This is a genomic window from Streptomyces sp. NPDC059455 (assembly GCF_042750115.1).
In the GTDB taxonomy this organism is placed as follows: domain Bacteria; phylum Actinomycetota; class Actinomycetes; order Streptomycetales; family Streptomycetaceae; genus Streptomyces; species Streptomyces endocoffeicus.
This window is the reverse complement of sequence record NZ_JBHYVB010000186.1, coordinates 1-22,561: the sequence shown is the minus strand read 5'-3', so window position 1 is coordinate 22,561 and position 22,561 is coordinate 1. Positions and strand designations below refer to the sequence as shown.

The window sequence follows — 22,561 nt, the reverse complement described above, 5'->3', positions numbered from 1 at the left end:
CGTCGTGCGCCCGGCCGACGACATCCTCGCCGAGATCCGAGCCGCCCGCCCCGCCCACGAAGAAGCACTCCGCCAGTTCAACGACACGCACAACCCCAGCCACCACAAGGAGACCAGCCGATGACCGACCTCTACCACCACGGCACCGGCAACGTCCTCACCGAACGCCACGACAACGGCGTCCTCCAGATCACGATCAATCGACCCGACCGGTACAACTCGCTCACCCTGCCGATGTTCGAGGAGATGAACCAGATCTGGGCCGACGTCGAGCGCGACGACCAGACCCGGGTCGTCGTCATCACCGGGGCCGGCAAAGCCTTCTGTACCGGGATGGACGTCGCTCAGCCCGATCCCACGCCCCAGGACGCGCTCGCGATGCTGGAGACCGAACGCAAGCGGGTCGCGACGATGTTGCGCATCGAGAAGCCGATCATCTCCGCGATCAACGGCCCCGCGGTCGGCTACGGGCTGTCGACCGCGCTTCTCGCCGACATCAGCATCGCCGCGGACGACGCGGTGCTGATCGAGGGCCATACCAAGGTCGGTGTGACCGCCGGCGACCACGCCGCGCTCATCTGGCCGTTGCTTGTCGGCATGGCCAAGACAAAGTACTACGTGCTCACCTCCGAGAAGCTGACGGGCGCCGAGGCCGAGCGGATCGGGCTCGTGAGCCTGTCCGTTCCCCGCGAGCAGGTGCTGCCCCGCGCCCTCGAGGTCGCGTCCCAGCTGGCCCGCGGTTCCCAGCAGGCGCTCCGTTTCACCAAGCGTGCGCTCAATGCCTGGCTCACCAACGCGGTGCCTCAGCACGAGCTGTCCTCGGCACTCGAGATCCTCGACTTCGCCGGTGCCGACTACGCCGAAGCACGCCAGGCTTTCCGGGAGAAGCGCCCCGTGGACTTCCCCTCCGCTCGCACCGCCGGCGGACCGGCGAACTGAGGGAAGGCGAGCATGAGCATTGCCTCGCACAACACAGCGCCCAGCGCTGTGCACGGGTCCGACGAAGTGGACGGCGTGGTTGTACTCACCCTGAACCACCCGCCGGCGAACGCGCTCAGCAATTCGCTCGTCAGCGAGCTGACAACGACCCTGGAAACCCTCGCCGGCGGACCCCGCACCCCCGCGGTGGTCTTGACGGGAGCTGGTGAGCGCTTCTTCTGCGCGGGTGGCGACATCAAGGAAGCCATCGGCTTCGGCGCCGATTCGATGGTCGAACGGATGGCGTCGTTTCACGCGCTGCTCTGCGCACTGGAGGACTTTCCCCGGCCGCTGGTGTGTGCGGTCAACGGCTGGTGCGTCGGTGGCGGCATCGAAATGGCCCTGTTCGCCGACAAGGTGTACGCGTCGACTGAGGCGCGTTTCGTCTTCCCCGAGATCAACCACGGGATGCTGCCGGCCGTGAAGGGGATCACTCGAGTGCGCGGGGTCCTGGGCGACCGCGCGGCCCGGCGCCTCCTGCTGGGCGGAGAGCCCGTCGACGCGTTCGACGCGGAGCGGATGGGCATCGTCGACCAGGTGGTCGAGCAGGGCGACCTGCTCGCGATCGCGATGGCGGACGCGCGGGCGGCAGCGGCGAAACCACCTGCCGTGTTCGCGGCGCTGAAACGGGCCCTGCACTCAGGAACTTCCCGTTGGCCGGTCGAAGAGCAGCTCCGCGTCACGGTCGCCGACGCGCGCACGGTCTTCGACGACCCTGCCGCCCGAGCCGCCCGCGAGGGATTTCATGGTTGATCGATTTCAAGGGCTGGACCCGGACGCCTTCCGTTCGGCGTTGGCCCGCTTCCCCTCAGGCGTGACGATCGTGACGACGCGAAGCGCGTCAGGCATGCCGCACGGGTTCACCGCGAGTTCCTTCGCGGCGCTGTCGCTCGATCCGCCGCTCGTCCTGGTGTGCCTGGACCGAGGAGCGGACTGCTCCCCCGTCTTCATGGCGGCCGAGCGGTTCATCGTCAACATCGTGACTCCCGCGCACGCCGAGTTGGCGATCAAGTTCGCGACAAAAGGTGAAAACAAGTTCGCGTACGGGGCCTTCGAATTCGATGAGAGTGGTCACCCGCTACTGCCCGATGCGGCGGAAGTCATCCGTTGCGAACTGGAGCACGTCGTACCCGGCGGGGATCATGTGATCCTCATCGGCCGTGTAGACGACGCGCGGACAGGTAGTGGCAAGCCGGTGACGTGGTACCGAGGTGGCTTCCTGCACCTCGGGGAGAGTGCCGCATGAATCTCATCGGGCCCGGGCTTGTCGGCTCTGGAAGAGAGGCCGTGTCATGGATCTGACCAGTTTCGAGCCAACCCGGACGCTACCGGGGCTGCTGCTCGATCGCGCGAACAGGGAACCCGACGCCGTCGCGCTGCGCTACTGGCGTGACGGGGTTATGCAGACGATCACGTGGCGGACGTACCGGGATCGCGTGCAAGATCTCGCGCTCGGCCTCATCGCGCAAGGTGTGCGGCACGGCGATCGCGTCGCGGTGATGAGCAGCGCACGCCCGGAGTGGGTGTTCGCCGCGCTGGCCGTGCAGAGTCTCGGCGGCGTCGTGATCGGCGTCTATCCGACCAACTCACCTGCCGAGATCGAGCAACTCCTCGTACACAGCGAGGCCGTCGCCTTCATCGGCGAGACGACGACGGAGCTCAGCAAGGTGGCGAAGGTCGCCGCACACACGCCGAAGCTGCGGCTCGTGGTCGGAATCGACGCCACTCCGCCGGAGCTACCCGAGGTGATCAGAGGGACACCGTGGGAAGCGCTGTGCGAAGAAGGAACACAGTACGCCGACGACAGCGCCGATCCTCTGTCCGAGCTGGTCGCCGGCGGCTCCCTCGACGATGCCGCCGTGCTGTTCTACACGTCGGGATCCACGGGAGCTCCGAAAGGCGTCACCCACTCGCACCGCACGCTTCAGCACTCGGTTCAGACCTTCGTCGGCCTCTACCCGCAGCTCCTCCGCCACGAGCACCATGCCGTGGGCTTCCTGCCGTTGGCCCACGTGGCGCCGGCGTTGGTGTCGGTGTTCGCGCCGCTGCTCTCACGGCTGGTGGTCACATACTGCCGCATTGGTGACTACGAAGATGTGTTGCGTTCGGTGCGGCCGACGGCAGTGCTCTGGCCGCCGCGGTTCTACGAGAAGATCGCCGGCGAACTGATCGCACGGACGGAGGTCTGGCCGCGACTTCGTCGCTACGCCTATGGCGCCGCCATGTGGGTCGGCCGCAGAGTAGCCGAACGCCGTTGGTCCCATCGCCGGCCCTCGGTACCGCTGCGGATCGCGTACGCTGCCGCACTTCGTTGGGTGTTCTTGCCACTGCGGGCGACCGTCGGAATGGATCGCATCCGGGTTGCCTACACCGCGTCTGCCGCGATGCCCGAAAGCGTCATCGCGATTTGGCAGATCTGGGGGCTCGATCTTCGTGAGAACTACGGTCTCACCGAGACCGCCGGGTGTCCCATAGCTCATTTCAACCATCCGTTCCCCCGTCCGGGCTTCATCGGCAGGAAATTCCCGGACCCACGGTTCCAGGTGAAAGTCGCGGACGATGGCGAAATGCTGCTCCGCGCGCCGTTGCTCTTCGACGGATACTGGCGCAACCCGGCGGAGACCGAGGCTGCTTACCAGGATGGTTGGTTCCGCACCGGTGACCTGATAGAGCGCACACCCCACGGCGACATCCGGCTCATCGGCCGGAAGAAGGACGTGATCATCACCCGAGGCGGCAAAACGATCAATCCTCAGCCCATCGAAACCCGGTTGAAGGAGAGCTCACTGATCAACGAAGCGATCGTCGTCGGCGACGCCCGTAAGTACCTCACCGTCCTGCTCGAGCCGAGCACAACCGCAGCCGCCCGGTCGGCAGAGGCCCTGGCCGAACGCCTGCGGGCGGAGGTCGCTCGGGTCAACGCGGACCTCGCGCGGGTGGAGCAGTTGAAGGACTTTCGCGTTCTGCCGCGGCCCCTGGAAGTCGAGCGCGGCGAGCGGACTGCGAACGGCAAGATCAAGCGCAATGCCGTCGTGAGCTCGTTCGCCACGTTGATCGACGACATGTACGGCGCGAACGACGACGCGGCGATCGCAAACCATGTGCGCTCGAGGCCGAACTAGGTGGTTGATCGCATGGAGATCGCGTGAGGTGAGATCGGTCCGCAGGCGTGGGAGGAGGGCGTTCAGCTTGATGTGTGAGCGAAGAACTGAACACTCGTCTGATGGCACTCTACGTGTTGATCAACGATCAGGTGGTCGTATCCCGTGCCTGCCGTGGCCGTCGGCCGTTGTTGTCCGCCACCCCTGTGCCCTGCGGCATGCCGCGGGAAACGGTCAAGCGCTCGGAGCTGGCCGGGCACGCCGACAACGGCTACTACGCCGCCGGACCGCGGGTTCAGTCATGATTGCCACGTCCACCCGAGTATGCGGCAAGAGGTGGAGCCATGCCGGTCCCTGACCTGACGTTGCAGCAGCTTCGCGCGGTCCGGACACTCGCCGCATCCGGCAGTTTCACGAAAGCAGCCGCAGCAGAGCACATCTCTCAGTCAGTCCTCAGCAGGAGGATCAAGGAAGTCGAGCGTCTCCTGCGGGTGCGGTTGTTCGACCGCACCACTCGGCAGCTCGACCTCACGGCCGAGGGGCATGCGTTTCTCCTCATGACGGGCGCCGTCCTCGACGACGTGGACATGCGACTGAGCCGCTTCATGTCGTACGTGGCGGCCCAGTCCGGAACCATCGCCGTAGCCGCGCTTCCGTCGCTCGCGGCGGCTGTGCTGCCGGGCGTGATGCGCGGCTTCATGCTGGATCACCCCGAGGTGGAGTTCGAGATCATCGATGGGGCCGCGGATGAAGTTGTCGAACGCCTCGAAGGTGGAACTGTCGAACTCGGCTTGACCGCCCACGGTGACCTGCCAGACGGCTTCTGCTTCACACCACTGCTGCGAGAACAGTTCTACGGTGTCGCGCACCACAGCCATCCTTGGTCGGCGCGGAATTCCATCTCGTGGGCGGACTTCAATGGTGAGACCGTGGTCGCAACGCGGCCCGGAACCAGCATCCGAGCGATCACTGACGCTGCGTTCAGCAAGCACTCGATCTCGGTGAGCCACCACTTCAATGCCTGTAGCGCGGCGACGATCCGCGGGCTGCTACGGGCCGGCGTGGGCGTGGCAGCTCTGCCGGCCTTGGAGTTGCAGGGTTTCGGTCTGGATGATCTGGTCGCGGTACCCGTGGATTCTCCGGGAGCAACCAGGGTCACCGGCGTGATGTACCGCTGCTGTCAGGACCTCTCGCCCGTCGCGGCTCGCTTTTTGGATTTCATGCGCGCCACCGAGATCGATCCCCCGCGAGGAGTCTCCCTCGTTCACGAGGGCTACACCGGCGAACCAGACACATTGAGCCACGCGGGGGTGGAGCTCGCAGAATGAGGTCGGCGATCGTCTCGGGCCGGGCGGTGCTGCCGAGTGGCCTTCGGCATGCCTGAAGGGTGTCAATACCCCGATCAGGCCGCTGATCGGGGTGTTTCTTGTGACTGGCGAAGTCGTTGGGGTGGCGTGGTGTGGTACTCGTTGAGCAGACCACCGAGTACCTGTCGCCGTCGGACTACGGCAGCAGGCAGGGGGATGACGTTCGGGTGGTCATCCGGGGCGCGTAGGTCGAGGCTGCGGTGGGCCCGTCCCGCGTTCCAGTGCTCGGCGTACTGGGTGAGGACAATGCGCAGGTGCCGTTCACCGGTGATGAGGAGGCAGTCGGTGCATTCGGCGCGAGCTGTGCGTATCCATCGTTCGGCGAACGCGTTGGATCGTGGGCTTTGCGGCGGAGTTGGGATGACGGCTGTGCCGATTGCCGGCGAAGACGGAGTCGAATGCGGCGGTGAACTTGCTGTCCCGGTCCCGTATGAGGAACCGGAAGCACCCAGCCCTCTCTTCGAGGGCCATGAGCAGATTGCGGGCGAGTTGGGTGACCCATGCGCCGGTCGGGCGAGGCGGTGACACCCAGGACATGGACGCCCCGAGTGGCAATCTCCACGACGAAGAAGACATAGAGACGCTTGAGGAAGGCGGTCTCCACGTGCATGAAGTCACAGGCGAGCAGCGTGTGGGCCTGGGAGCGGAGGAAAGTACGCCAGGTCTGCTGAGTAGGGTCGGGGACTGGCGCGGTGGCCTGTGAGGGCTCCGTTTCCAGCCCCCGCCCGTCAAACCGTGCATGCGCTTCTCGCGCACACGGCTTACCGACATCGTTCACCGGCTGGCATGCACTGCCACCCTGCGTACGTTTCCGGACAGGCGGAACACCCCGAGCCGGTTGAACCACACGCCGTCGTGGCGCTTGCCCCAACTGCGGCCGGGGATGTTGCGCTTGCGATTGTCGAAGATCGCAAGTCGCTCGTGAACGTAGCTGTCGATCATGGAGAACTTCCCGGCCGAGTTGCCCCAGCGGAAGTATGCCGACCAGCCCCGCAGTACGGGGTTGAGGTCAGTGATCACGGCCGTCAGTGATCGTCCCACGTGGCGGCGATCGGTGACCGCGCGGATCTTGTCCCGCAGTACCCCCATCGCCCGTTTGGACGGCCAGCGTTGCAGGTGGAACCTGCCGCGCCGACGCCACGACTCCACCTTGCGGTGGAGGAAGCCGAGGAAATCAAAGCCCAGTCCACCCCTGGCGAGGTGGGTGATGCCGGTCTTGTCCGGGTGTAGTTGCAGCCCGAGTGCGGCCAGCACCGCGCCCGCCAGTTCCCGCGCCTGTTCGGCACGGTCCCTGGTCGGGCACAGGACCACGAAGTCATCGCAATACCTCACCAATACCCCCAGCCGTCGCCCCTCGCCCTGCCACGCCTCGTCGAGGAGGTGCAGCGCGACGTTCGCCAGCAAAGGTGAAATCGGTGAACCTTACGGGGTTCCCGCTCCTGGCGAGCCGGTCGCCCCGTCCTCCAGAACCCCCACCCGAAGCCACGCCCGGATCAGCTTCAGCACCGGATTCGTCCACAATGCACCGGGCCACCTGGGCTACGAGGGCATCATGCCGGATTGACCCGAAGCAGTCACGAATATCGGCCTCAAACACCCAGTCCCGGCCCCGGTTCGCCTCCACGCGCACGCTCTCGCACGCGTCGATCGCGGATCGCTTGGGCCGGAAACCGTAGCCGACCGGCAGAAAGCCGGCTTCGAAAATCGGCTCGAGCACGAGCTTCGCGGCCGTCATCACCACCCGATCCGCCACGGTGGGAATCGACAGCGGCCGGAACTCCCCCGGCCGCCCCGGCTTGGGGATCATGACCCGCCGCAGCGGTGACGGGCGATACGTATGCGCCCGTAGCCGCTGCGACAAGCCGCAGAGGAATTCCTCCACCCCGGCGGCGGCCACGGCATCGACAGTCACCCCGTCCACGCCGGGAGCACCCCGGTTCGCACACACACCGGCCCAGGCCCGCCACAAGACGTCCCTGCGAAAGACGTGGCCGTACAGGGCATGGAACCGACGTTCGGGATCTTGCTTGGCACAGCGGCAGAGCGTCCACTGCACGGCACGGACCTTGCCCAAAGGACGGCCGTCCGGTCGTGCGACGCCTTCCTCCCAGCGGGCGGAACCAGCCGATCCGGCACTCACCCGAGTCTCCTCCTCACACGCGATACGCATCGATGAAGCAGGGGCCCTTCACTCCCGGTGGGTTGTGTTCTCCCGCCGATCGGCACTACTACGGCCCCCTCCGACTGCCTCTCGGCAGCCCGCCACTTCCCGGCTCCACCGGTTATAGGCGGGCCCTGCTTCCCGGGCCGCAGACCCGGGGCCGAGGAGGCCCTCTCCAGTTCCCAGGACAACCCTCCGACCGTTCCACGCCCCTTACGCCGGGAGGTCCTTCGACGCCCGCTCCAGATTCCCAGGCGTCTTCCATGGCCTTCGCCCTTCAAGGCACGGGCTCGGCTCCTCCTTGACCCCGCTCGCCCGGGTCGGTGCTGACGACACTGCAGGCTTCACATGATGTTGCGGACCGGCCGGTTGCGCACCCCCAAGGGGTGGTTGTCGCTCCACTTCGACACCGGCCTCTCCACAGGTCTCGGGCCCTTTCGGGCAGGTCGGTCAGGGAGCGTCAGAGGTCCGGCGGTGCATGCACCGTGCTGAACAGCTGGGTGCAGTCCTCGCTCCAGGTGAAGGGTGTCTTTATTGCCGTACGGTGGTTGACCTGGGGCTTTGTGCTCGCCCAAGTGTGGGCATGATCAGTGATTGTGAGTCTGTGACTGCTCTACCTGATCTTCTGCCGCCTGCTGGGCTGCATCCTTTTGCTGGGCCGATCGACCGCCGCGAAAAACGCCGAGATCCTTGCCCTTCGTCATGAGGTCGCCGTGCTTCGCCAGCAGATCAAGCGGCCAAAGCTCTCATGGGCTGATCGTGCCGTGCTCTCCGCTCTCGCACGGCACCTGCCACCTGTCTTACGTAGCCATCGGCTGGTCACTCCGGGCACCCTGCCGAACTGGCACCGCCGTCTGGTGCACTGGAAGTGGCGCCAGACGACGGTCGGACCCGGTCGGCCACCGTTGCCGGAAGAGACAGTCGCGCTCATCCAGCGCCTGGCGACAGAGAACCCGACCTGGGGATACGTCAGGATCCAGGGTGAACTGCGACGGCTTGGCCATCGGGTCGCCGCCGCCACGATCCGGCGCGTCCTGCGCCGCTCCGGTCTACCGCCCGCACCCCAGCGCGCATCCCAGCAGACCTGGCGCTCCTTCCTCCGCGCCCCGGCCCACACGCTGCTCGCCTGCGACTTCATGCACGTGGAGACCGTCTTCCTCAAGCGTCTCCATGTCTTCTTCGTCATGGAGATCAAGACCCGGCGCGTCCATGTCCTGGGCGTCACCGCACGCCCTACCGGCGCTGGGTCACCCAACTCGCCCGCAACCTGCTCATGGACCTCGAAGAGAGGGCTGAGTGCTTCCGGTTCCTCATCCGTGACCGGGACAGCAAGTTCACCTCCGCGTTCGACGCCGTCTTCGCCGATAACGGCACAGCCATCATCCCGACACCGCCGCAAAGCCCACGGTCCAACGCGTTCGCCGAACGATGGATACGCACAGCCCGCACCGAATGCACCGACCGAATCCTCATCACCGGCGAACGACACCTGCGCACCGTCCTCACCACGTATGCCCAGCACTACAACGCCAGACGACCCCACCGCAGCCTGGACCTACGAGCCCCAGACGACGACCCGAACATCATCCCCCTACACGCTCGCACGGTCAGGCGCCGACACGTACTCGCTGGACTGCTCAACGAGTACCACACCACGCTGCCCCGACCACCTCACCATCGACAGAGAACGCCCAGCTCAGCAGCGTGGTGACGTACGGCGAGGATTCCCGCGAGCTCTGTGTGGCTTCTTCCGGCTCGACCAGCGCGGACCACTGAGGATCGGCCTCAGCCTTGGGCATGTTCGGCACGGCTCCCCCTGAACGGGCCGGTCCCGGATACTCCAGCCCCACGATGTGCCCCGTGCGGGATCCAACTGGGAACCCGGGTCCGCTGGGCTGGATGAGACTGACGGTGCCCTGAGCGGTGATGAGGGCGGGACCGGTGAGGTCTATGGCCCCGCTGGGACGCACGACGATGTGGAGGCGCCCGCCGGGCAGGTCCGCGGTGTAGTCGACGGCCAGGGGCGGGGACGGTTGGTGGGCGCGGGCGGCCGCGACGGCGGCGCAGGCTCCGGTGCCGCAGGCGCGGGTCTCGCCGACGCCGCGTTCGTGGACGCGCAGCTGGAGGTGGTGGGGACCACGGGTGGCGACGAAGTCGACGGTGGCTCCGTGCGGGTATGCGGCGGCGGGCGTCACGGTGGGCGCGGCGCGCAGGTCTCCGGCGAGCGCGGTGTCCTCGAGGAAAAGGCTCACCCACCGCTCCTCTTGGCTTGACCACGATGGTGAACTGCCATTGGCCGAGGGGACGTTGATGCGGCCGAAGGTCGAGCATCTGTCCAAGGACCGGGAGGCCCCGCCGGTGTGCTTATGGTCCTCCAAGACCGGCGCCACCCCGGACGACGTGGACCGCTTCTGGCAGGCATTTCTCCGCCGCTTCGATCTGGAGCACACCTTCCGATTCGCGAAGCAGACCCTGGGCTGGACCACTCCGAACTCCGTACTCCCGAGGCGGCGGACCGCTGGACCTGGATCCTGATCATCGCTCACACCCAGCTCCGGCTCGCCCGGCCGCTCGCCGCGGACCTCCGGCGCCCCTGGGAGAAACCCACCACCTCCGACCGGCTCACCCCGGCCCGGGTCCGCCGGGGGTTCAGGAACATCCGCGCTCACCTCGCCTGACCGGCCCGTGTTCCCAAACCCCGAGGCGCCGGCCCCGGACCGCCACCCGGCGCAGGGTGGCGTCGTTCATGGGTTCTGTCCGGTTTGACGATGGAGGAACCTGGGGCCACAACAGCGACGGCGAGCCGATCGCGTGGGACTCATCGCGCCTGCCGCGCGGTAAGGCCTGCGGAGTCGAGGACGGCAGCCGGTCTTGCCGAGGGCCGTCGGGGGCAACGCTGCGAAGCTGAGACAGCTCACCACCGGATCAGCACGGTGGATCGCTGACCGCCCTGTCCTGATCGTCACAAAAGGTCGCCGAACAGGTCGACAACGTCTTCCGGTGAAGACTGCGCATACGCCTGCGTGTCGAAACCATCAAGGATGGCGACCTTCGCGTCCGACGCCGCGTGCCGAAACTCGGACGCCTCTTTGTATGCCGACGAGCCGAACCACGCGCGCGCGGCGTCGGCATTGGCGAATTCCATGATCACAGTTGTCGTGCCGTACCACTTTCCTTCGAGCACTTCGGGAGTGCCGACGGCGAGCAGTCTGATGTCGTCTGTGATCGTAGCCCGTGCTGCTTTCATATACTTCCGCATTCCGTCGCTGTCTTTGACGTCCAGCGTAAATATCATGTAGCCCTTGTTCATCGCACGCCTTTCCAGAGGTCCGGCCTCAGTCACAGGTTGATTACCGAGGTCAGACCGCCGTCGACTAGGATGTCCGTGGCTGTCACGAATGCGGACAGGTCGCTCGCGAGGTAGAGAACCGCGTTGGCGATGTCCCCCGGAGCGCCCACCATGCGCAGCGGGGTGCGCTCGGCAATGTGATCGCGATGTTCGTCGTCACTGAGGTGGTCCTGCGTCATCCCCGTCAGGGTCATCCCGGGGCTCACCGAGTTGACCCGGATGCCCTGCGGGCCGAGTTCGCCCGCGAGCTGCCGGGTGAGGGCCAGGATTGCACCCTTTGTGGATGTGTAGGCCGGGAACGCGAGGCCGCCGTGCCCCATCATCGAGGAGATCTGGATCACGCTGCCGGGGCGCCTCATGCGGGGGACGGCGGACTTGAGCACGTTGAAGCATCCAGTCAGGTTCACCGCCAGGACGCGATCCCAATCCTGCCTACTGGTCGTCGCGAGCGAGTCCGGCGCCATGATGCCGGCCGAGTTGACCACCACGTCGAGGTTCTCGCCCCCCAGGATGCCGTCGACCGCCGTGAAGTCCGAAACGTCAACGGTCGCGACGTCGAAAGCCACGTCCGCAATCTGGTGGGCAAGAGCCTTCGTTTCCGCCAGCCCCCCTTCGTTGATGTCGAGGGCGAGAACTGAGGCACCGGCCTTCGCGAGAACGACGGCAGTTGCTCGCCCGATGCCGGACCCCGCCCCGGTCACCGCGGCACGGCGGCCGCTGAGGCTGATGACGTCTACAACAGATGTGTGGACCATTGCGACACTCCCGCTTTTGCTGCGTGCGCCGCGGCCTCCTACGGGCCGGGATGCCTGACACCCCCAACCTAACCACAAAGTCTTGTTTCAACAAGATCTTGTGGTTACGTGGGTCCTTGCGGCGAGCGACGGGCTCCTCGGCGGACGCTATCCCTCAGGGCGGAGCAGAACGCAGCTTTCCACAAGCAGTCGACGCAGCATGTCGTAGTTCTTCCTGCCCAGCGTCGCGACGAGCCGCGCATCGACCGCTCGCTCACGCTCAAGAGCCACCTCGGCCATGGTCCGGCCCTCGATGGTGAGGTGCAGACCGACACCACGCCCCTGCCTCAGGCGGCGCTCGACCAGGCCAAGCTTCTCAAGACGGGCGACCACCTGACTGATGGCCTGCTGAGACCGGGGTGTGCGACGGGCCATCTCGGCTACGGTGATACCGGGTTCGGCATAGACAGTCACAAGCATTCCGCTGGAGGCCGTCGTGATCGGAAGATCGGCGAGCTCCGCTTCACCCAGAAGCTCGACGTACGCCGAAACCTCCCACAACATATCGCTGAGCATCGCGTTGGCGGTTCCTGGGGTGGGTAGCGCAACGGCCGCCGTCTTATCCTCGCGGGTCATGTTTAGACGGTACCTTCCCGAAGCCGTCCTCCCAGCCAGCCGCAGCACTCGGAGCCGAACCCCGGCGCCACGCGGCGCTCCGCCGCACGGGCGCTGTCGGCCGACGTCACTCGGCGGAGGAGGAATAGTACCGGCGGCATCGTTGGCGGTCCGCCGGAGCCAAACGAGTCCGGTCCCGTCAAGCAGCGCCGGGCCCGTCTTCTTTCCAGCCCCCGCTCACCCTACGTCACAGATCATCGGCTCTGATACACGTTCTGAACTTGTCCTACCGTTCTTATGCGGACCAACACCTGTCATCTGTCGGCTGTCCTCGGGCCTCCGTACCCTGGACAAAGGCTCCTTGCCGGCCTCAACGTGTCCCTGCCCTTGCGGACCGTCGTCTCGCTGCCCTGGGCCGCCCGAGCGACCGTCCGGATACCCAGGGCTTCGTCTTCAGCCGGCCTGTCCGACTTGATAGCGGTTCAGGTGATCAGCGTGGCCGTGGAGTTCGTTGTGCGAGGCGGACACGGCCTCCGGGTGATCATGAGGTGTCGATTCCCTGATCACCGCAACGGAAGACCGTGCCTGCCCGCTCATCATCGCTCATCCCTGCCGGCCTGGGCCAACTCACCGACGCCCGCCCCGCTGGGCCCGGGGAACACCCGCATCTGCTGGACTGCCTCGTGACAGTGCCCGATCCGCGCCCGGCCAAGGGCCGCCGCCATCCCCTCTCCTTCGTCCTCGCGCTCGCCGCATGCGCGGTGCTGGCCGGCGCGAAATCGCTGATGGCGATCGCTGAATGGGCAGCCGACGCACCGGCCGCCGTGCTCACTGCGCTCGGCGGACCGAATCGCGAACCCACCGGCCCTCTTGCCCCGGCCGAGGCCACTGTGCGCCGAGTTCTGCAGCGCGTCGACGGCGACGCCCTCGATGCGGCAGTCGGCGCATGGCTCGCCGCCCGCGATCACGCCCCCTTGCCTGCCGACCAGGACGTGGCCGAGCGGCCCCGCCGCTCGCTGGCCGTGGACGGCAAGATAATCCGCGGTGCCCGCCGCACCGATGGCACCCAGGTTCACCTGCTCGCCGCGATGACCGGCACCGGCCTGGTCACCGCCCAGCACGAGGTCGGCTCCAAGACCAACGAGATCACCGTCTTCAAGCCGATGCTCGCCGCGCTCGACCTGGCCGACACCGTGGTCACCTTCGACGCCCTGCACTCCCAGACAACCCACGCCCGCTTCCTGGTGGAGGAGAAGAAGGCCCACTACATCGCCGTGATCAAAGGGAACCAGCCGCTGCTGCACCAGCAGATGAAGCAACTGCCCTGGCGGGAGGTTCCGCTGCTGGGCAAGACCCGCGCCACCGCACACGGCCGGGACGAGATCCGCCGCGTCAAGACCGCCACCGTCGCCCGCGGCCTCGCCTTCCCCTACTGCGCCCAGGCCGTGCAGATCGTACGCCGCCGCCGGACGGTCAGCACAGGCAAGGTCACCCTGGAACGCGTTTACGCGGTCACCGACCTCACTGCCGAGCAGGCCGACGCTCCCGAGATCGCACACCGCGTGCGCGAACACTGGGGCATTGAGAACAAGATCCACCACGTGCGCGACGCCACCTTCGCCGAGGACGCTTCGCGTGTACGGACCGGAACCGCACCCCGTGCCATGGCGACACTGCGCAACCTGGCCATCGGCGCCCTCCGCCTCACCAACTGCGACAACATCGCCGCCGGCCTGCGCAAGCACAGCCGAGACACCACACGGCCGTTGACCACCCTCGGAATCACGTGATCAGACCGGACAGAACCCCTGAACGACGCCACCCTGCCACCCGGCGTCAAGAACACACACCGGGCACCCCGCTACGCCGTCGGCAAGACCGTCAAACGCCCCGAGACTCTCAAGGCCATCGGCAAGCCTGGAAGATCTTGGTAGATAAAGAACAAGCTTAGCTGTAGGGCGTGGTGATGAACTCGGCCAGGACCGTGCCGCCGGGGTCGAGTGTGTACAGGCCGCGCCCGCCGAATAGGTGGTTGATCTCGCCTTCACGGATCTTGACCGGGTTCGGCCAGAAGGGGACGGAGTTCTTCTTGAGGCGGGCCAGGATTGCGTCGAACTCTTCGTCGGTTACGAGGAATGCGATGTGGCTTTCGTTGATGCGGTCGGCGGGGACCAAGTCGTCGGCGAAGTCGATGCCGACGTTGTTTGATGTGTTGACCTGCGTGAACCGGCCGTAGTCGAAGGGGGCGGGGGCGGCCATCACGTCGGCCAGGAACGCAGCGGACTCTCGCCGGTTACGGCAGTGGACGATGAAGTGGTTCAACTCGTTCGGCATCTTGGTTCCTTCGATGTGAGCGGTCCGGCGCCCTGGTTGTGCTGTTCGGGGAGGTGAGTTTGTCCCCGAGGATGTCGGCGAGCAGGTCGATCTGTTTCGGGTCGGTGTGGTTGCCCACGAAGACGAGTTCGTCGAGTCCGGCTGCTTCGTGGGCGGTGACGGTTGCGTGGATCACGTCGGCGGTGGTGGCCGCTGTGTCGATGACGGTCCGGACGTAGTCGGGGCCGGCGAAGGCGTAGTAGTCGTTGACGGCGCGGGCGAGGGATCGGTGTGCGTGGCCGCCGAGGGCGAACATCGCCGTGGCCCTGGTGCGCGGACGTCCTTGCCTGCCGGCCTCCTTCCAGCGGCTGTGGAGGTGGGTGGCGAATGTGGTGAACTCGTCGATGTCTCCGCCGGTTCCGGCGATCCATCCGGTGCCGTGGGAGGCGATACGCCGCAGCGTCGCCTTCGATGTGCCGCCGAACCACAGTGGCGGCCCTCCGGGGGTGACCGGGGCCGGGCCCACCTCCTCTTCACCCCGCCAGATGGCGGTGACGCGTTCCACCAGTGTGTCCAGGGCACGCCCTCGAGTACTGAAGTCCAGGTGGCTCGCCCGGTAGTCGTCTTCGCGGGCTCCGGGAGCGAGACCGAGATGCAGCCGTCCGGCGCCCGCGATCCGGTCCAAGGTCGCCGCGGCCTTGGCGAACAATGCGGGGTTGGTGTGCAGCGGGGCCAGCAGCACGCTGGTGACCAACCGGATGCGTTCGGTGGCCCCGGCTGCCGCGGCCAGTGTGATCAGGGGTTCCGGAGTGGACCAGGCCAGGCGGTCGCTGGCGATCAGCGAGGCGAATCCCCGTTCCTCGGCCCGCCGCGCCCACGTCACCAACGTACGCTCCTCGACTCCGGTGACATGACCCGGCAGCCCTACGCCTATCTCCATGTGCCGTGTCTCTTCCTTCGGTAACGGACCGGGTGGTGCGTGTCCTTCCACCGTTGCCGGCTGTGCTTCGTCGACAGCAGCGGAAGGCGTTGCCCGCCCGGCCTCATGACGTGCGTCGGGGTATTTTCAGTTTTCGGTGGCTCAGCTTTTGAGCGTGCCGCCGTACTCCTCCGGGACGAGGTCGGCCTGCTCGGCGCCGCTCCTGATCAGATCGAGGATTGTGTCGGCAGCGCCCTCGGGCGACTGGGGTACCAAGCCGCTGGAGCCCTCCATTTTCAGCGCGTCTGCGACGTCGCCGCGGACCGTCCTGACGAACTCGGTCTCGGTGATCGACGGGAACATCATCGACACGGCGATGTTGTCGTCGGCGAGTTCGACGCGGGCGATAGCCGAGAGCTTGGCGAGGGCGGCCTTGGAAGCGGAGTATGCGCCGGATCCGGGCAGCGACGACCAGATGATCCCGGAGCCCACGTTCACGATGGCCCCGGCTCCCTGCTTGCGCATCTGCGGAAGGACGGCCTGCGTCGCGGTCAGGGGTGCGACGAGGTTGAGTTCGAGGACGGCCCGGAAGTCCTCGGGGTCGATGGCGTCGACGGTCGCCTGCAGCCCCTGGCCTGCGTTGTTCACCAGGACGTCGATCCGCCCGAACTTCTCGATCGCGGCTTCTACGGCCGCCGCGACCTGGGCCCGGTCCGTCACATCGCATGGCACGGCCAGGGCCACGGACTCGCCGAGTTCCTTGGCGAGCTGCCGGATGCGTTCCTCGCGGCGAGCGAGGAGTACCACGCGCGCACCGGCGCGGGAGGCGGCGCGTGCGGTGGCCCCTCCGATGCCTGACGACGCTCCGGTCACGAGTACTACGGCTCCGCTGATCTCCATAGGGGATTCCTCATCCATGAGTCGGTGGATTGCCTGAGCAGCGCCACGGCCTTCGAGGCGCGGGGGCGTCCGCCATTCGATGCTATCAATCGATAGCTATCAAGCAATAGGAAGGTATCCTCGTGGCATGAGCGACGTCAAAGCCGCCAGTCTCCACGAGCTGGCCGACCTGGTCTTCGCCGTGGGGCGCCAGCTTCGGCCCCCGGCGGACCCCGCCTTCGAGCCGTGCACGCCGATCGAGATCAGCGTCATGCGGTTCATCCACCACCACCCCGGCACGTCCGCGCGCGCCGCGTCGGAGGCGACCCTGCTTCCGTCGAGCAACTTCAGCCGGGTACTGCGCGGCCTGGAGAAGAGGGGGCTCGTGGATCGCGTCGTGGACGACCGCAACGCCCGAGGCGTGCGTCTGTACCCCACCGACAAGGCCCAACAGAATCACCAGATCCTCCGCGACAACTGGGACCGGACCCTCCGGGGCATCATCGACGACCCCGCCACCATCGAGATCGTCAATGCCACGCTCCGGCGTATCGAGGATGAACTCATAGCCCGGCGCAGCGGGATGGACTCCGATGGTGCTCAATCCGACTAGGCCCGGACTTCGCGGGTCACCGGTTTAGGTCTGTGGCCAGCGGGTTCGTGTGATGTCGGTGTCGAGGAGGTCGAGGAGGTGGAGGAGGTGGAGGAGGTCGAGGAGGTGGAGGAGGTGGAGTTGGACGCCGCGTGTGATCTGGACGGTGGGCGGGTCGGTGACGTTGCCGATCCGCAGGGTGAGTTCGCCGAGGTGGTAGAAGATCATGCGGCCGGTGGGACGGACGCGGCGGTTGTCCGGGTAGAGACCGGTCATGGTCTGTTCGGGGCCGAGTGCGCGTCTGACCTGCCGTTCGATGAGGCAGAAGACCAGCAGGGCCAGGCAGATGACCTGGATCAGGGCGGCGACGCGCCGGTTGTGCTGCACGAAGACCGGCGCGACCGCGAGGGGGCCTTTGAAGTCGTGGTAGCGGCGCTCGACCGTGCCCTGGCCTTTGTAGTGGATCAGGACCTGGGCTGGGTCGGCCTGGTCGGCGGGGATGCTGGTCAGCAGCGCGTACCAGCCGTCGACGGCGGCCTCGGCATTCAGGACGTCCTGGTCGAAGTGCCAGGCCAGGGTGGGGGTGCCGTGCTCGTCGGTGGTGATGGTCCAGCGCAGGCAGGCGGTGACACGGCGCTTGGCGGCGATGACCCCGGCTCGTGCGATGACCTTCTCCCGGGTCTTGTAGTGGCGACCGCCCGCCGCGCCGGCGAGCTTGTCCATCTCCTCCCCGGCCCCCGCCAGACCCTTCTGGCGGGCCCTGCGCTGGCCCGCCACGACAGCGGTGGAGTGGACCAGGATCCGGCGCAGCCGGTGCACCGGATCCCGCTTGCGGGGCCCGGCCAGGGTGTGGATGTCCTCCAGTACCCGGTATGCCTCCCGCTCACCGGCCGGCTTGCCCTCGTCCCGCTCGGGCACCCAGTCCACCAGCTGTGCCTGCGTGAGGTCCAAGGCGGCATAGACCTCGTCCTTGACCTGCGCGGCCGGGACCGGCGCGATGAAGTCCACCCCGGCCGCCAGCAGTGCGGTGACGTTCGGGTAGGACACCAGTTTGGAATCGGCGATCATCCAGAACTTCCGCTCACCGGTCATCGCCCGCAGGTCCTTCATCGCCCCGACGACCTGGCTGACCTCGGCGACGCCGCCGCCGAAGACACGGGCGTGGACGGGGATACCGCCATCGGCGGACACCGCGAGCCCAGCCTGGACCTGCTTCAAATCCACCCGCCGGTCTTTGGGATGCCCGTAGCTGATGACCGGGTACTGCTCGTCCTGGTCGTCGGCGGGATAGGCGCCATGGACGGACATGCTGGTCATGTCCCAGTGCAGTCTCGACACCTCGATCCCGAACTCGGCGATCGCCCGTGCCCCGACGGTGCCCGCGATCTGCTCCAGGGCCGGTGCGATCGCGTCCAGGGCCCGGGCCAGACGGTCGTCGTTGAGCAGGTCCGGCTCAATGCCGAAGACCTCCTCCACCGCCCAGGTGCGGGCCCAGTCGCCGACCCGCACCAGCGGTGCGGGCGAGGTCAGACGGTTGGCCACCAGCGCCTCAATCACCTGCCCATGGGACAGATGCGCGCTCGCACCACCCGGACACACCTCATCGACGATCCCGGCGACATCCAGCCGGCGCAGAAACTCGGCAGCGACAGGCAGAGCGCCCAGACTGTTCTCCACCACGGACGTCACCACCACATCAAGGCGCTGACGCAGACCGTGGCCGCGGGAACCGGGAAGTCATCGACACACCCCACCCAACGCCACACCGCCGGCCCAGGACACCCCCAAGCCAGTCACACCATACGAATCAACGACCCGCGAAGTACGGGACTAGGCAGTCTCGTTTGGTTCAGTCGATCGTTGGTCCGGGCGTGCCGTTAACTGATGCGCAGTGGATGCGAATCGAGCCGTTCCTCCCGGACCGGACACCGAAGCGTGGTGGCCGGTGGCGTGATCACCGGGAGGTGATCGACGCGATCGCGTTCACGTTCCAGACCGGAACGCAATGGGTTCACCTGCCGGAGAAGTACGGCAACCCGCGCAATCCGCGAACACCTGCGCAAGCGCGGCATCCGGGCGGTCATCCCGGCCCCGGCGGACCAGCGCGTACACCGGCAACGACGCGGCAGCCAGGGCGGCAGGCCACCAGCCTTCGACCGCGAGACCTACAAACAGCGCAACACCGTGGAGCGATGCATCACCCGCCTGAAGCAGTGGCGCGGCATCGCCACCCGCTACGAGAAGACCGTGACCATCTACCTGGCCGGACTTCACATCGCAGGCATCTTCCTCTGGTCCGCCCGCTGATCCAAACGAAACCGCCTAGTCAGTGACCAACTCGTCGTCGATTTTCACGTACAGTGCGGTAATGAGGGTCTCGAGGTCAGTCTTCACACACCGATCATCGAGACCCTCGCCACGTCTATGACGTTTGCGAGCACTCCATGTCGCCGCTTTGCCGTCAGCGTCGCGCGGTGTGCTTCACTGCGCGACGTAACGCAGGGAAACGGCCTTTTAGGACGTGCCCTACCTCATGCGGGTGGCGTCGATTCCGCCGTCGATGTCGAAGGTTGCGCCGTGGACGAACGCCGCTTCGTCGCTGACCAGCCAGCGAACTGCGTAGGCGATGTCGATCGGGCGCACAGGCGCCCCTGCGGGGGTGTCCTTCGTCATCGCTGCGAGAACATCGACGAAGGCTCCGTTGCCGGGCGTAGCCGTCGCTCCCGGCGCGACTGTGTTGACGTGCACGCCGCCCGGTCCGTACTCCGCTGCCCAGGCGCGCGTGAGCTGCTCGATTGCTGCCTTCGTGGCTGGATACAGCGCCTTATACGGCACACCCACTCGTGCCATCCAGGAGCCGATGTTGACGATGGATCCATGGCCGCGCTCGGCCATACGAGGAGCGAGGGTGGCGACGAGCACATGCGGTGCGCGGATGTTCGTCGCCCACAGGGCCTGCATCTCCTCGTCCGTGACGTCCGCCGTGCTGCCGCCGGGGTAGACGCCGGCGTTGTTCACGAGGATGTCGATGCTCCCCCCAAGGGCGGCCTCGGCTCGCGCGGCGAACTCGCGAATCTCCGAAGGCTCCGCGTCGAGAGTCGCGGTCACGACGTGCGCCGTACCGCCCTTCGCGCGAATCGCGTCCGCGACTGCTCCGGCGCGGTCGGAGTTCCGGCCGGACACGACGACCTCGGCGCCGGAAGCGGCGAGGACTTTCGCGATCGCCTCCCCGATGCCGCTGGACGATCCGGTGATCAGAGCCGTCCTCCCGCGCAGCCGCTCATCGGCGGGAAGGGCTTCAAGGAGCTCTTGGAGTGCCTGATTCTGTTGCATGCATTAATACTGGGCGCTCAAGCCGACCACGGGCTTGCCGAAATCCACGGCATTATTGCCTGATCCCGTAAGGCTTGATCGCGTAACATGAGTTCGGTGGATGGGAGTGCGAGCACGGCGCCTGCAGTCACCGCGAGCCTTGGGCGTTCGGCCGGCATCGTCGCCCGGCATGCCGATGACAAGGCGCGCGCAGCGAGGCTCAGCCTGCGACTGTCACATGTTCGTGGCGCCACGCCCCTCTTCTTCCAACGCTATGTGCCCTCGCTTGCCGTGGTTCTCGCCGGAAGGAAACGCTCCATCGTCGGCACGGACGACGACGTCTGGGGCAGTGACCGCTTCCTGGTGACTCCCGTCGATCTTCCCGTCGTCGCGGGTGTGGTCGAGACCGACGCGGCCGGCAGTTTCCTGTCGGCGACCTGGGAGTTCGATCCTGTGCTCGTGCGGGAGGTCGCCGTTGCCCTTCCTCACCACTCCCACCCGTCCACCGGATCGCTGGAACGACTCGGCACGTGGACCCCAGGCCTCGCAGACGCGTTCGCCAGGCTCGTCGGGCTGCTCGATGAGCCCGAGACGATCCCGATTCTGGGTCCAGCCATCGCGCGTGAAGTCATTCTTCGACTCCTGCAGACGGAACAGGCGCCCCGCATTCTCGCCGCGACGAATGGGGAGGAGCGATCAGTGGTTGTCCAAGCAGTTGCGTACCTGACCGACAAGATGAGCGAACCATGGACGATGCCCATGCTCGCGGCAGCCCTCCACACCAGCGAATCGACGCTCTTCGGACGATTCAAGCAGGCAACCTCGATGACTCCGATGCAGTACCTCAAGCGGCTGCGGCTTGGCGAGGCCCGGCACCGCATGGTGATTCTCGGGGAGTCAGCAGCTCAGGCCGCCCGTACCGTCGGCTATCGCAGCGCGTCGCACTTCTCACGCGACTACCGCGCCGTGTACGGCGCGCCGCCCGCCACCGATGCCACCCGCTCTCGTGCCCACCTCCGACAGATGGCCCCGGCGCTTACGGACAGCGGCGGCGACCAGCCGACAAGTCCCTGACGCAGACGTCGTAGCCGTGGCCGTGGCCCAAGTGCTATTGCAGGCCTGTGGGTGCCGGAAACTGCGTCACCCGAGGTGACCTGCGGGTTCGGATCTACCCGAGCGCGGGGCTGGCGGGTGCTGTGCGGCATCATGCTGGGTCGTGGCGATACGTCTGATCTATCAACTAACGTGCCACTCTTCGGATGGCTTGTGCTGCTTGCCCGGTCGAGTGCGGCGAAGGACGTCGAGATCTTGACGCTCCGGCACCAGCTCGCTGTCGCGCAACGCATCCAGCCACGGCCTCGGTTTTCCTGGAGCGATCGGGCTGTCATGGCAGCGCTGCTCCGGATGCTGAACAAGAAGCAGCGTGCACGGCTGGCATTGCTGGTCACACCGCGTGTGGGGCTCGGTTATTCATCGCTGCTGGTCAAACGCCCCACCCAGCGTGCGGAGAGCTGCGACCATGGTGAGATGATCGTGTCGCTTCTGTACCAGGTGACTCGACGCCTTCTCGCCGTCCCGACGGTGCTTCTGCGGCGGGACACCTCGAAGGAGGCCGAACTTCTCGTCCTGCGCCATGAAAACGCCGTGCTACGACGCCAACTACAAGGGCGAGTACGGTACGGACCCGCGGACCGCCTGTGGTTCGTCTCTCTGTCCTCGCTCATCCCCCGCCGCAGCTGGGCAAAGGTCTTCCCCATCACGCTCGGCACGCTATTGGCTTGGCACCGCAAACTCGTCGCCCACCGCCTGGGACTACTCCCGACAACGCCGCGGTCCCGGACGGCCGCCCACGCAGGCCGCCGTCAAGGACCTCGTACTGCGCCTTGCCCACGAGCACAGCCAATGGGGCCACCGCCGGATTCAAGGTGAACTGGCCCGGCTCGGACACCCGATCGCCGCCTCGACCGTCTGGCAGATCCTCCACACCGCAGGAATCGACCCTGCACCACGCCGCGCCGGCCCAACCTGGCGCGGGTTCCTCTCAGCGCAGGCCACCAGCCTGATCGCCTGCGACTTCCTCCACATCGACACCATCAGCCTGCACCGCCTGTACGCCCTGATCTTCCTCGAGCACCACACCCGACGCCTGCACATCGGCGGCGTCACCGCACACCCCACCGCGGCCTGGACCACCCAGCAAGCCCGCAACCTCGCCACCGACCTCGGCATCCGCATGGACTC

Annotated in this window: 22 protein-coding genes and 4 pseudogenes; 14 read left to right on the top strand and 12 right to left on the bottom strand. The window is 66.6% G+C overall.

Annotated elements, in window-relative coordinates; translation table 11 throughout:
* The first annotated feature begins 120 nt into the window (after positions 1-120).
* The 6 genes from ACFXB5_RS41935 (at position 121) to ACFXB5_RS41910 (ending at position 5,407) form a co-directional block, all read left to right on the top strand.
* Complete coding sequence (locus ACFXB5_RS41935) at positions 121-939, top strand: enoyl-CoA hydratase/isomerase family protein (protein WP_385218732.1); 819 nt, start codon at positions 121-123, stop codon at positions 937-939.
* A 12-nt stretch (positions 940-951) separates the two neighbouring features.
* A complete protein-coding gene (locus ACFXB5_RS41930; protein WP_385218731.1) occupies positions 952-1,731 on the top strand; it encodes an enoyl-CoA hydratase/isomerase family protein in 780 nt (259 codons plus the stop codon).
* On the top strand, positions 1,724-2,224 hold the full coding sequence (locus ACFXB5_RS41925) for a flavin reductase family protein (protein WP_385218729.1): 501 nt from the start codon (positions 1,724-1,726) through the stop codon (positions 2,222-2,224). The genes ACFXB5_RS41930 and ACFXB5_RS41925 overlap by 8 nt, the downstream gene beginning before the upstream one ends.
* A 46-nt stretch (positions 2,225-2,270) precedes the next feature.
* A complete protein-coding gene (locus ACFXB5_RS41920) occupies positions 2,271-4,100 on the top strand; it encodes an AMP-dependent synthetase/ligase (protein ID WP_385218728.1) in 1,830 nt (609 codons plus the stop codon).
* A 74-nt stretch (positions 4,101-4,174) separates the two neighbouring features.
* Positions 4,175-4,384 (top strand): hypothetical protein, encoded by a 210-nt coding sequence (locus ACFXB5_RS41915; protein ID WP_385218726.1) that lies wholly within the window; start codon positions 4,175-4,177, stop codon positions 4,382-4,384.
* 39 nt (positions 4,385-4,423) lie between these two features.
* Complete coding sequence (locus ACFXB5_RS41910; RefSeq protein ID WP_385218724.1) at positions 4,424-5,407, top strand: LysR family transcriptional regulator; 984 nt, start codon at positions 4,424-4,426, stop codon at positions 5,405-5,407.
* A 74-nt stretch (positions 5,408-5,481) separates the two neighbouring features.
* Here ACFXB5_RS41910 and ACFXB5_RS41905 read toward each other — a convergent pair whose 3' ends face one another.
* From ACFXB5_RS41905 to ACFXB5_RS41895, 3 genes are all read right to left on the bottom strand, one after another.
* On the bottom strand, positions 5,482-5,757 hold the full coding sequence (locus tag ACFXB5_RS41905; protein ID WP_385218738.1) for a transposase: 276 nt from the start codon (positions 5,755-5,757) through the stop codon (positions 5,482-5,484).
* Positions 5,758-6,220: 463 nt separating this feature from the next.
* Positions 6,221-6,850, bottom strand: a complete 630-nt coding sequence (locus ACFXB5_RS41900) for a group II intron maturase-specific domain-containing protein (RefSeq protein ID WP_385218722.1) — start codon at positions 6,848-6,850, stop codon at positions 6,221-6,223.
* Positions 6,762-7,586 carry a reverse transcriptase domain-containing protein gene (locus ACFXB5_RS41895; RefSeq protein ID WP_385218720.1) on the bottom strand — a complete coding sequence of 275 codons (825 nt, stop codon included), beginning with the start codon at positions 7,584-7,586 and terminating at the stop codon, positions 6,762-6,764. Before ACFXB5_RS41895 ends, ACFXB5_RS41900 begins: the two co-directional genes overlap by 89 nt.
* Positions 7,587-8,257: 671 nt before the next feature.
* On the opposite strand from ACFXB5_RS41895, the pseudogene ACFXB5_RS41890 reads away from it, so the two are divergent.
* A pseudogene (locus ACFXB5_RS41890) lies at positions 8,258-9,318 on the top strand (integrase core domain-containing protein).
* Here ACFXB5_RS41890 and ACFXB5_RS41885 read toward each other — a convergent pair.
* Positions 9,245-9,802, bottom strand: coding sequence for a hypothetical protein (locus ACFXB5_RS41885; protein ID WP_385218736.1), 558 nt, complete (start codon positions 9,800-9,802; stop codon positions 9,245-9,247). The pseudogene ACFXB5_RS41890 and the gene ACFXB5_RS41885 overlap by 74 nt on opposite strands.
* A 49-nt stretch (positions 9,803-9,851) precedes the next feature.
* Between ACFXB5_RS41885 and ACFXB5_RS41880 the strand changes: the two are divergent.
* Positions 9,852-10,282 (top strand): annotated as a pseudogene (locus ACFXB5_RS41880) (transposase); the annotation flags it as partial.
* Between the two features lie 287 nt (positions 10,283-10,569).
* Here the strand turns inward: ACFXB5_RS41880 and ACFXB5_RS41875 are convergent.
* The 3 genes from ACFXB5_RS41875 to ACFXB5_RS41865 all read right to left on the bottom strand — a co-directional run bounded on the left by ACFXB5_RS41875 (position 10,570) and on the right by ACFXB5_RS41865 (position 12,326).
* Positions 10,570-10,950, bottom strand: a complete 381-nt coding sequence (locus tag ACFXB5_RS41875) for a DUF1330 domain-containing protein (RefSeq protein WP_385218718.1) — start codon at positions 10,948-10,950, stop codon at positions 10,570-10,572.
* Complete coding sequence (locus tag ACFXB5_RS41870) at positions 10,947-11,711, bottom strand: SDR family NAD(P)-dependent oxidoreductase (protein WP_385218716.1); 765 nt, start codon at positions 11,709-11,711, stop codon at positions 10,947-10,949. Before ACFXB5_RS41870 ends, ACFXB5_RS41875 begins: the two co-directional genes overlap by 4 nt.
* A gap of 147 nt (positions 11,712-11,858) precedes the next feature.
* Positions 11,859-12,326, bottom strand: coding sequence for a MarR family winged helix-turn-helix transcriptional regulator (locus ACFXB5_RS41865; protein WP_385218714.1), 468 nt, complete (start codon positions 12,324-12,326; stop codon positions 11,859-11,861).
* Between the two features lie 662 nt (positions 12,327-12,988).
* On the opposite strand from ACFXB5_RS41865, the gene ACFXB5_RS41860 reads away from it, so the two are divergent.
* Entirely contained in the window at positions 12,989-14,095 is a 1,107-nt protein-coding gene (locus tag ACFXB5_RS41860) for an ISAs1 family transposase (RefSeq protein ID WP_385218712.1), read from the top strand.
* A gap of 157 nt (positions 14,096-14,252) precedes the next feature.
* On the opposite strand, the gene ACFXB5_RS41855 is transcribed toward ACFXB5_RS41860, so the two are convergent.
* The 3 genes from ACFXB5_RS41855 to ACFXB5_RS41845 form a co-directional block, all read right to left on the bottom strand.
* Positions 14,253-14,639, bottom strand: a complete 387-nt coding sequence (locus tag ACFXB5_RS41855; protein WP_385218710.1) for a VOC family protein — start codon at positions 14,637-14,639, stop codon at positions 14,253-14,255.
* Positions 14,599-15,558, bottom strand: a complete 960-nt coding sequence (locus tag ACFXB5_RS41850) for an LLM class flavin-dependent oxidoreductase (protein ID WP_119986365.1) — start codon at positions 15,556-15,558, stop codon at positions 14,599-14,601. Before ACFXB5_RS41850 ends, ACFXB5_RS41855 begins: the two co-directional genes overlap by 41 nt.
* 141 nt (positions 15,559-15,699) lie before the next feature.
* Entirely contained in the window at positions 15,700-16,437 is a 738-nt protein-coding gene (locus ACFXB5_RS41845) for an SDR family oxidoreductase (protein WP_037953782.1), read from the bottom strand.
* 127 nt (positions 16,438-16,564) lie between these two features.
* On the opposite strand from ACFXB5_RS41845, the gene ACFXB5_RS41840 reads away from it, so the two are divergent.
* Positions 16,565-17,029 carry a MarR family winged helix-turn-helix transcriptional regulator gene (locus tag ACFXB5_RS41840; protein WP_385218708.1) on the top strand — a complete coding sequence of 155 codons (465 nt, stop codon included), beginning with the start codon at positions 16,565-16,567 and terminating at the stop codon, positions 17,027-17,029.
* 24 nt (positions 17,030-17,053) lie between these two features.
* Here ACFXB5_RS41840 and ACFXB5_RS41835 read toward each other — a convergent pair whose 3' ends face one another.
* On the bottom strand, positions 17,054-18,688 hold the full coding sequence (locus tag ACFXB5_RS41835; RefSeq protein WP_385218706.1) for an IS1634 family transposase: 1,635 nt from the start codon (positions 18,686-18,688) through the stop codon (positions 17,054-17,056).
* 191 nt (positions 18,689-18,879) lie between these two features.
* Between ACFXB5_RS41835 and ACFXB5_RS41830 the strand changes: the two are divergent.
* Both ACFXB5_RS41830 and ACFXB5_RS41825 read left to right on the top strand, forming a co-directional pair.
* Positions 18,880-19,035 (top strand): annotated as a pseudogene (locus ACFXB5_RS41830) (transposase); the annotation flags it as partial.
* A 16-nt stretch (positions 19,036-19,051) separates the two neighbouring features.
* A complete protein-coding gene (locus tag ACFXB5_RS41825; protein ID WP_385218734.1) occupies positions 19,052-19,315 on the top strand; it encodes a hypothetical protein in 264 nt (87 codons plus the stop codon).
* Positions 19,316-19,534: 219 nt separating this feature from the next.
* Here ACFXB5_RS41825 and ACFXB5_RS41820 read toward each other — a convergent pair whose 3' ends face one another.
* Entirely contained in the window at positions 19,535-20,341 is an 807-nt protein-coding gene (locus ACFXB5_RS41820) for an SDR family NAD(P)-dependent oxidoreductase (protein ID WP_385218704.1), read from the bottom strand.
* An 87-nt stretch (positions 20,342-20,428) separates the two neighbouring features.
* On the opposite strand from ACFXB5_RS41820, the gene ACFXB5_RS41815 reads away from it, so the two are divergent.
* Entirely contained in the window at positions 20,429-21,394 is a 966-nt protein-coding gene (locus ACFXB5_RS41815) for an AraC family transcriptional regulator N-terminal domain-containing protein (protein WP_385218702.1), read from the top strand.
* 453 nt (positions 21,395-21,847) lie between these two features.
* Positions 21,848-22,561: pseudogene (locus tag ACFXB5_RS41810) on the top strand (integrase); the annotation flags it as partial.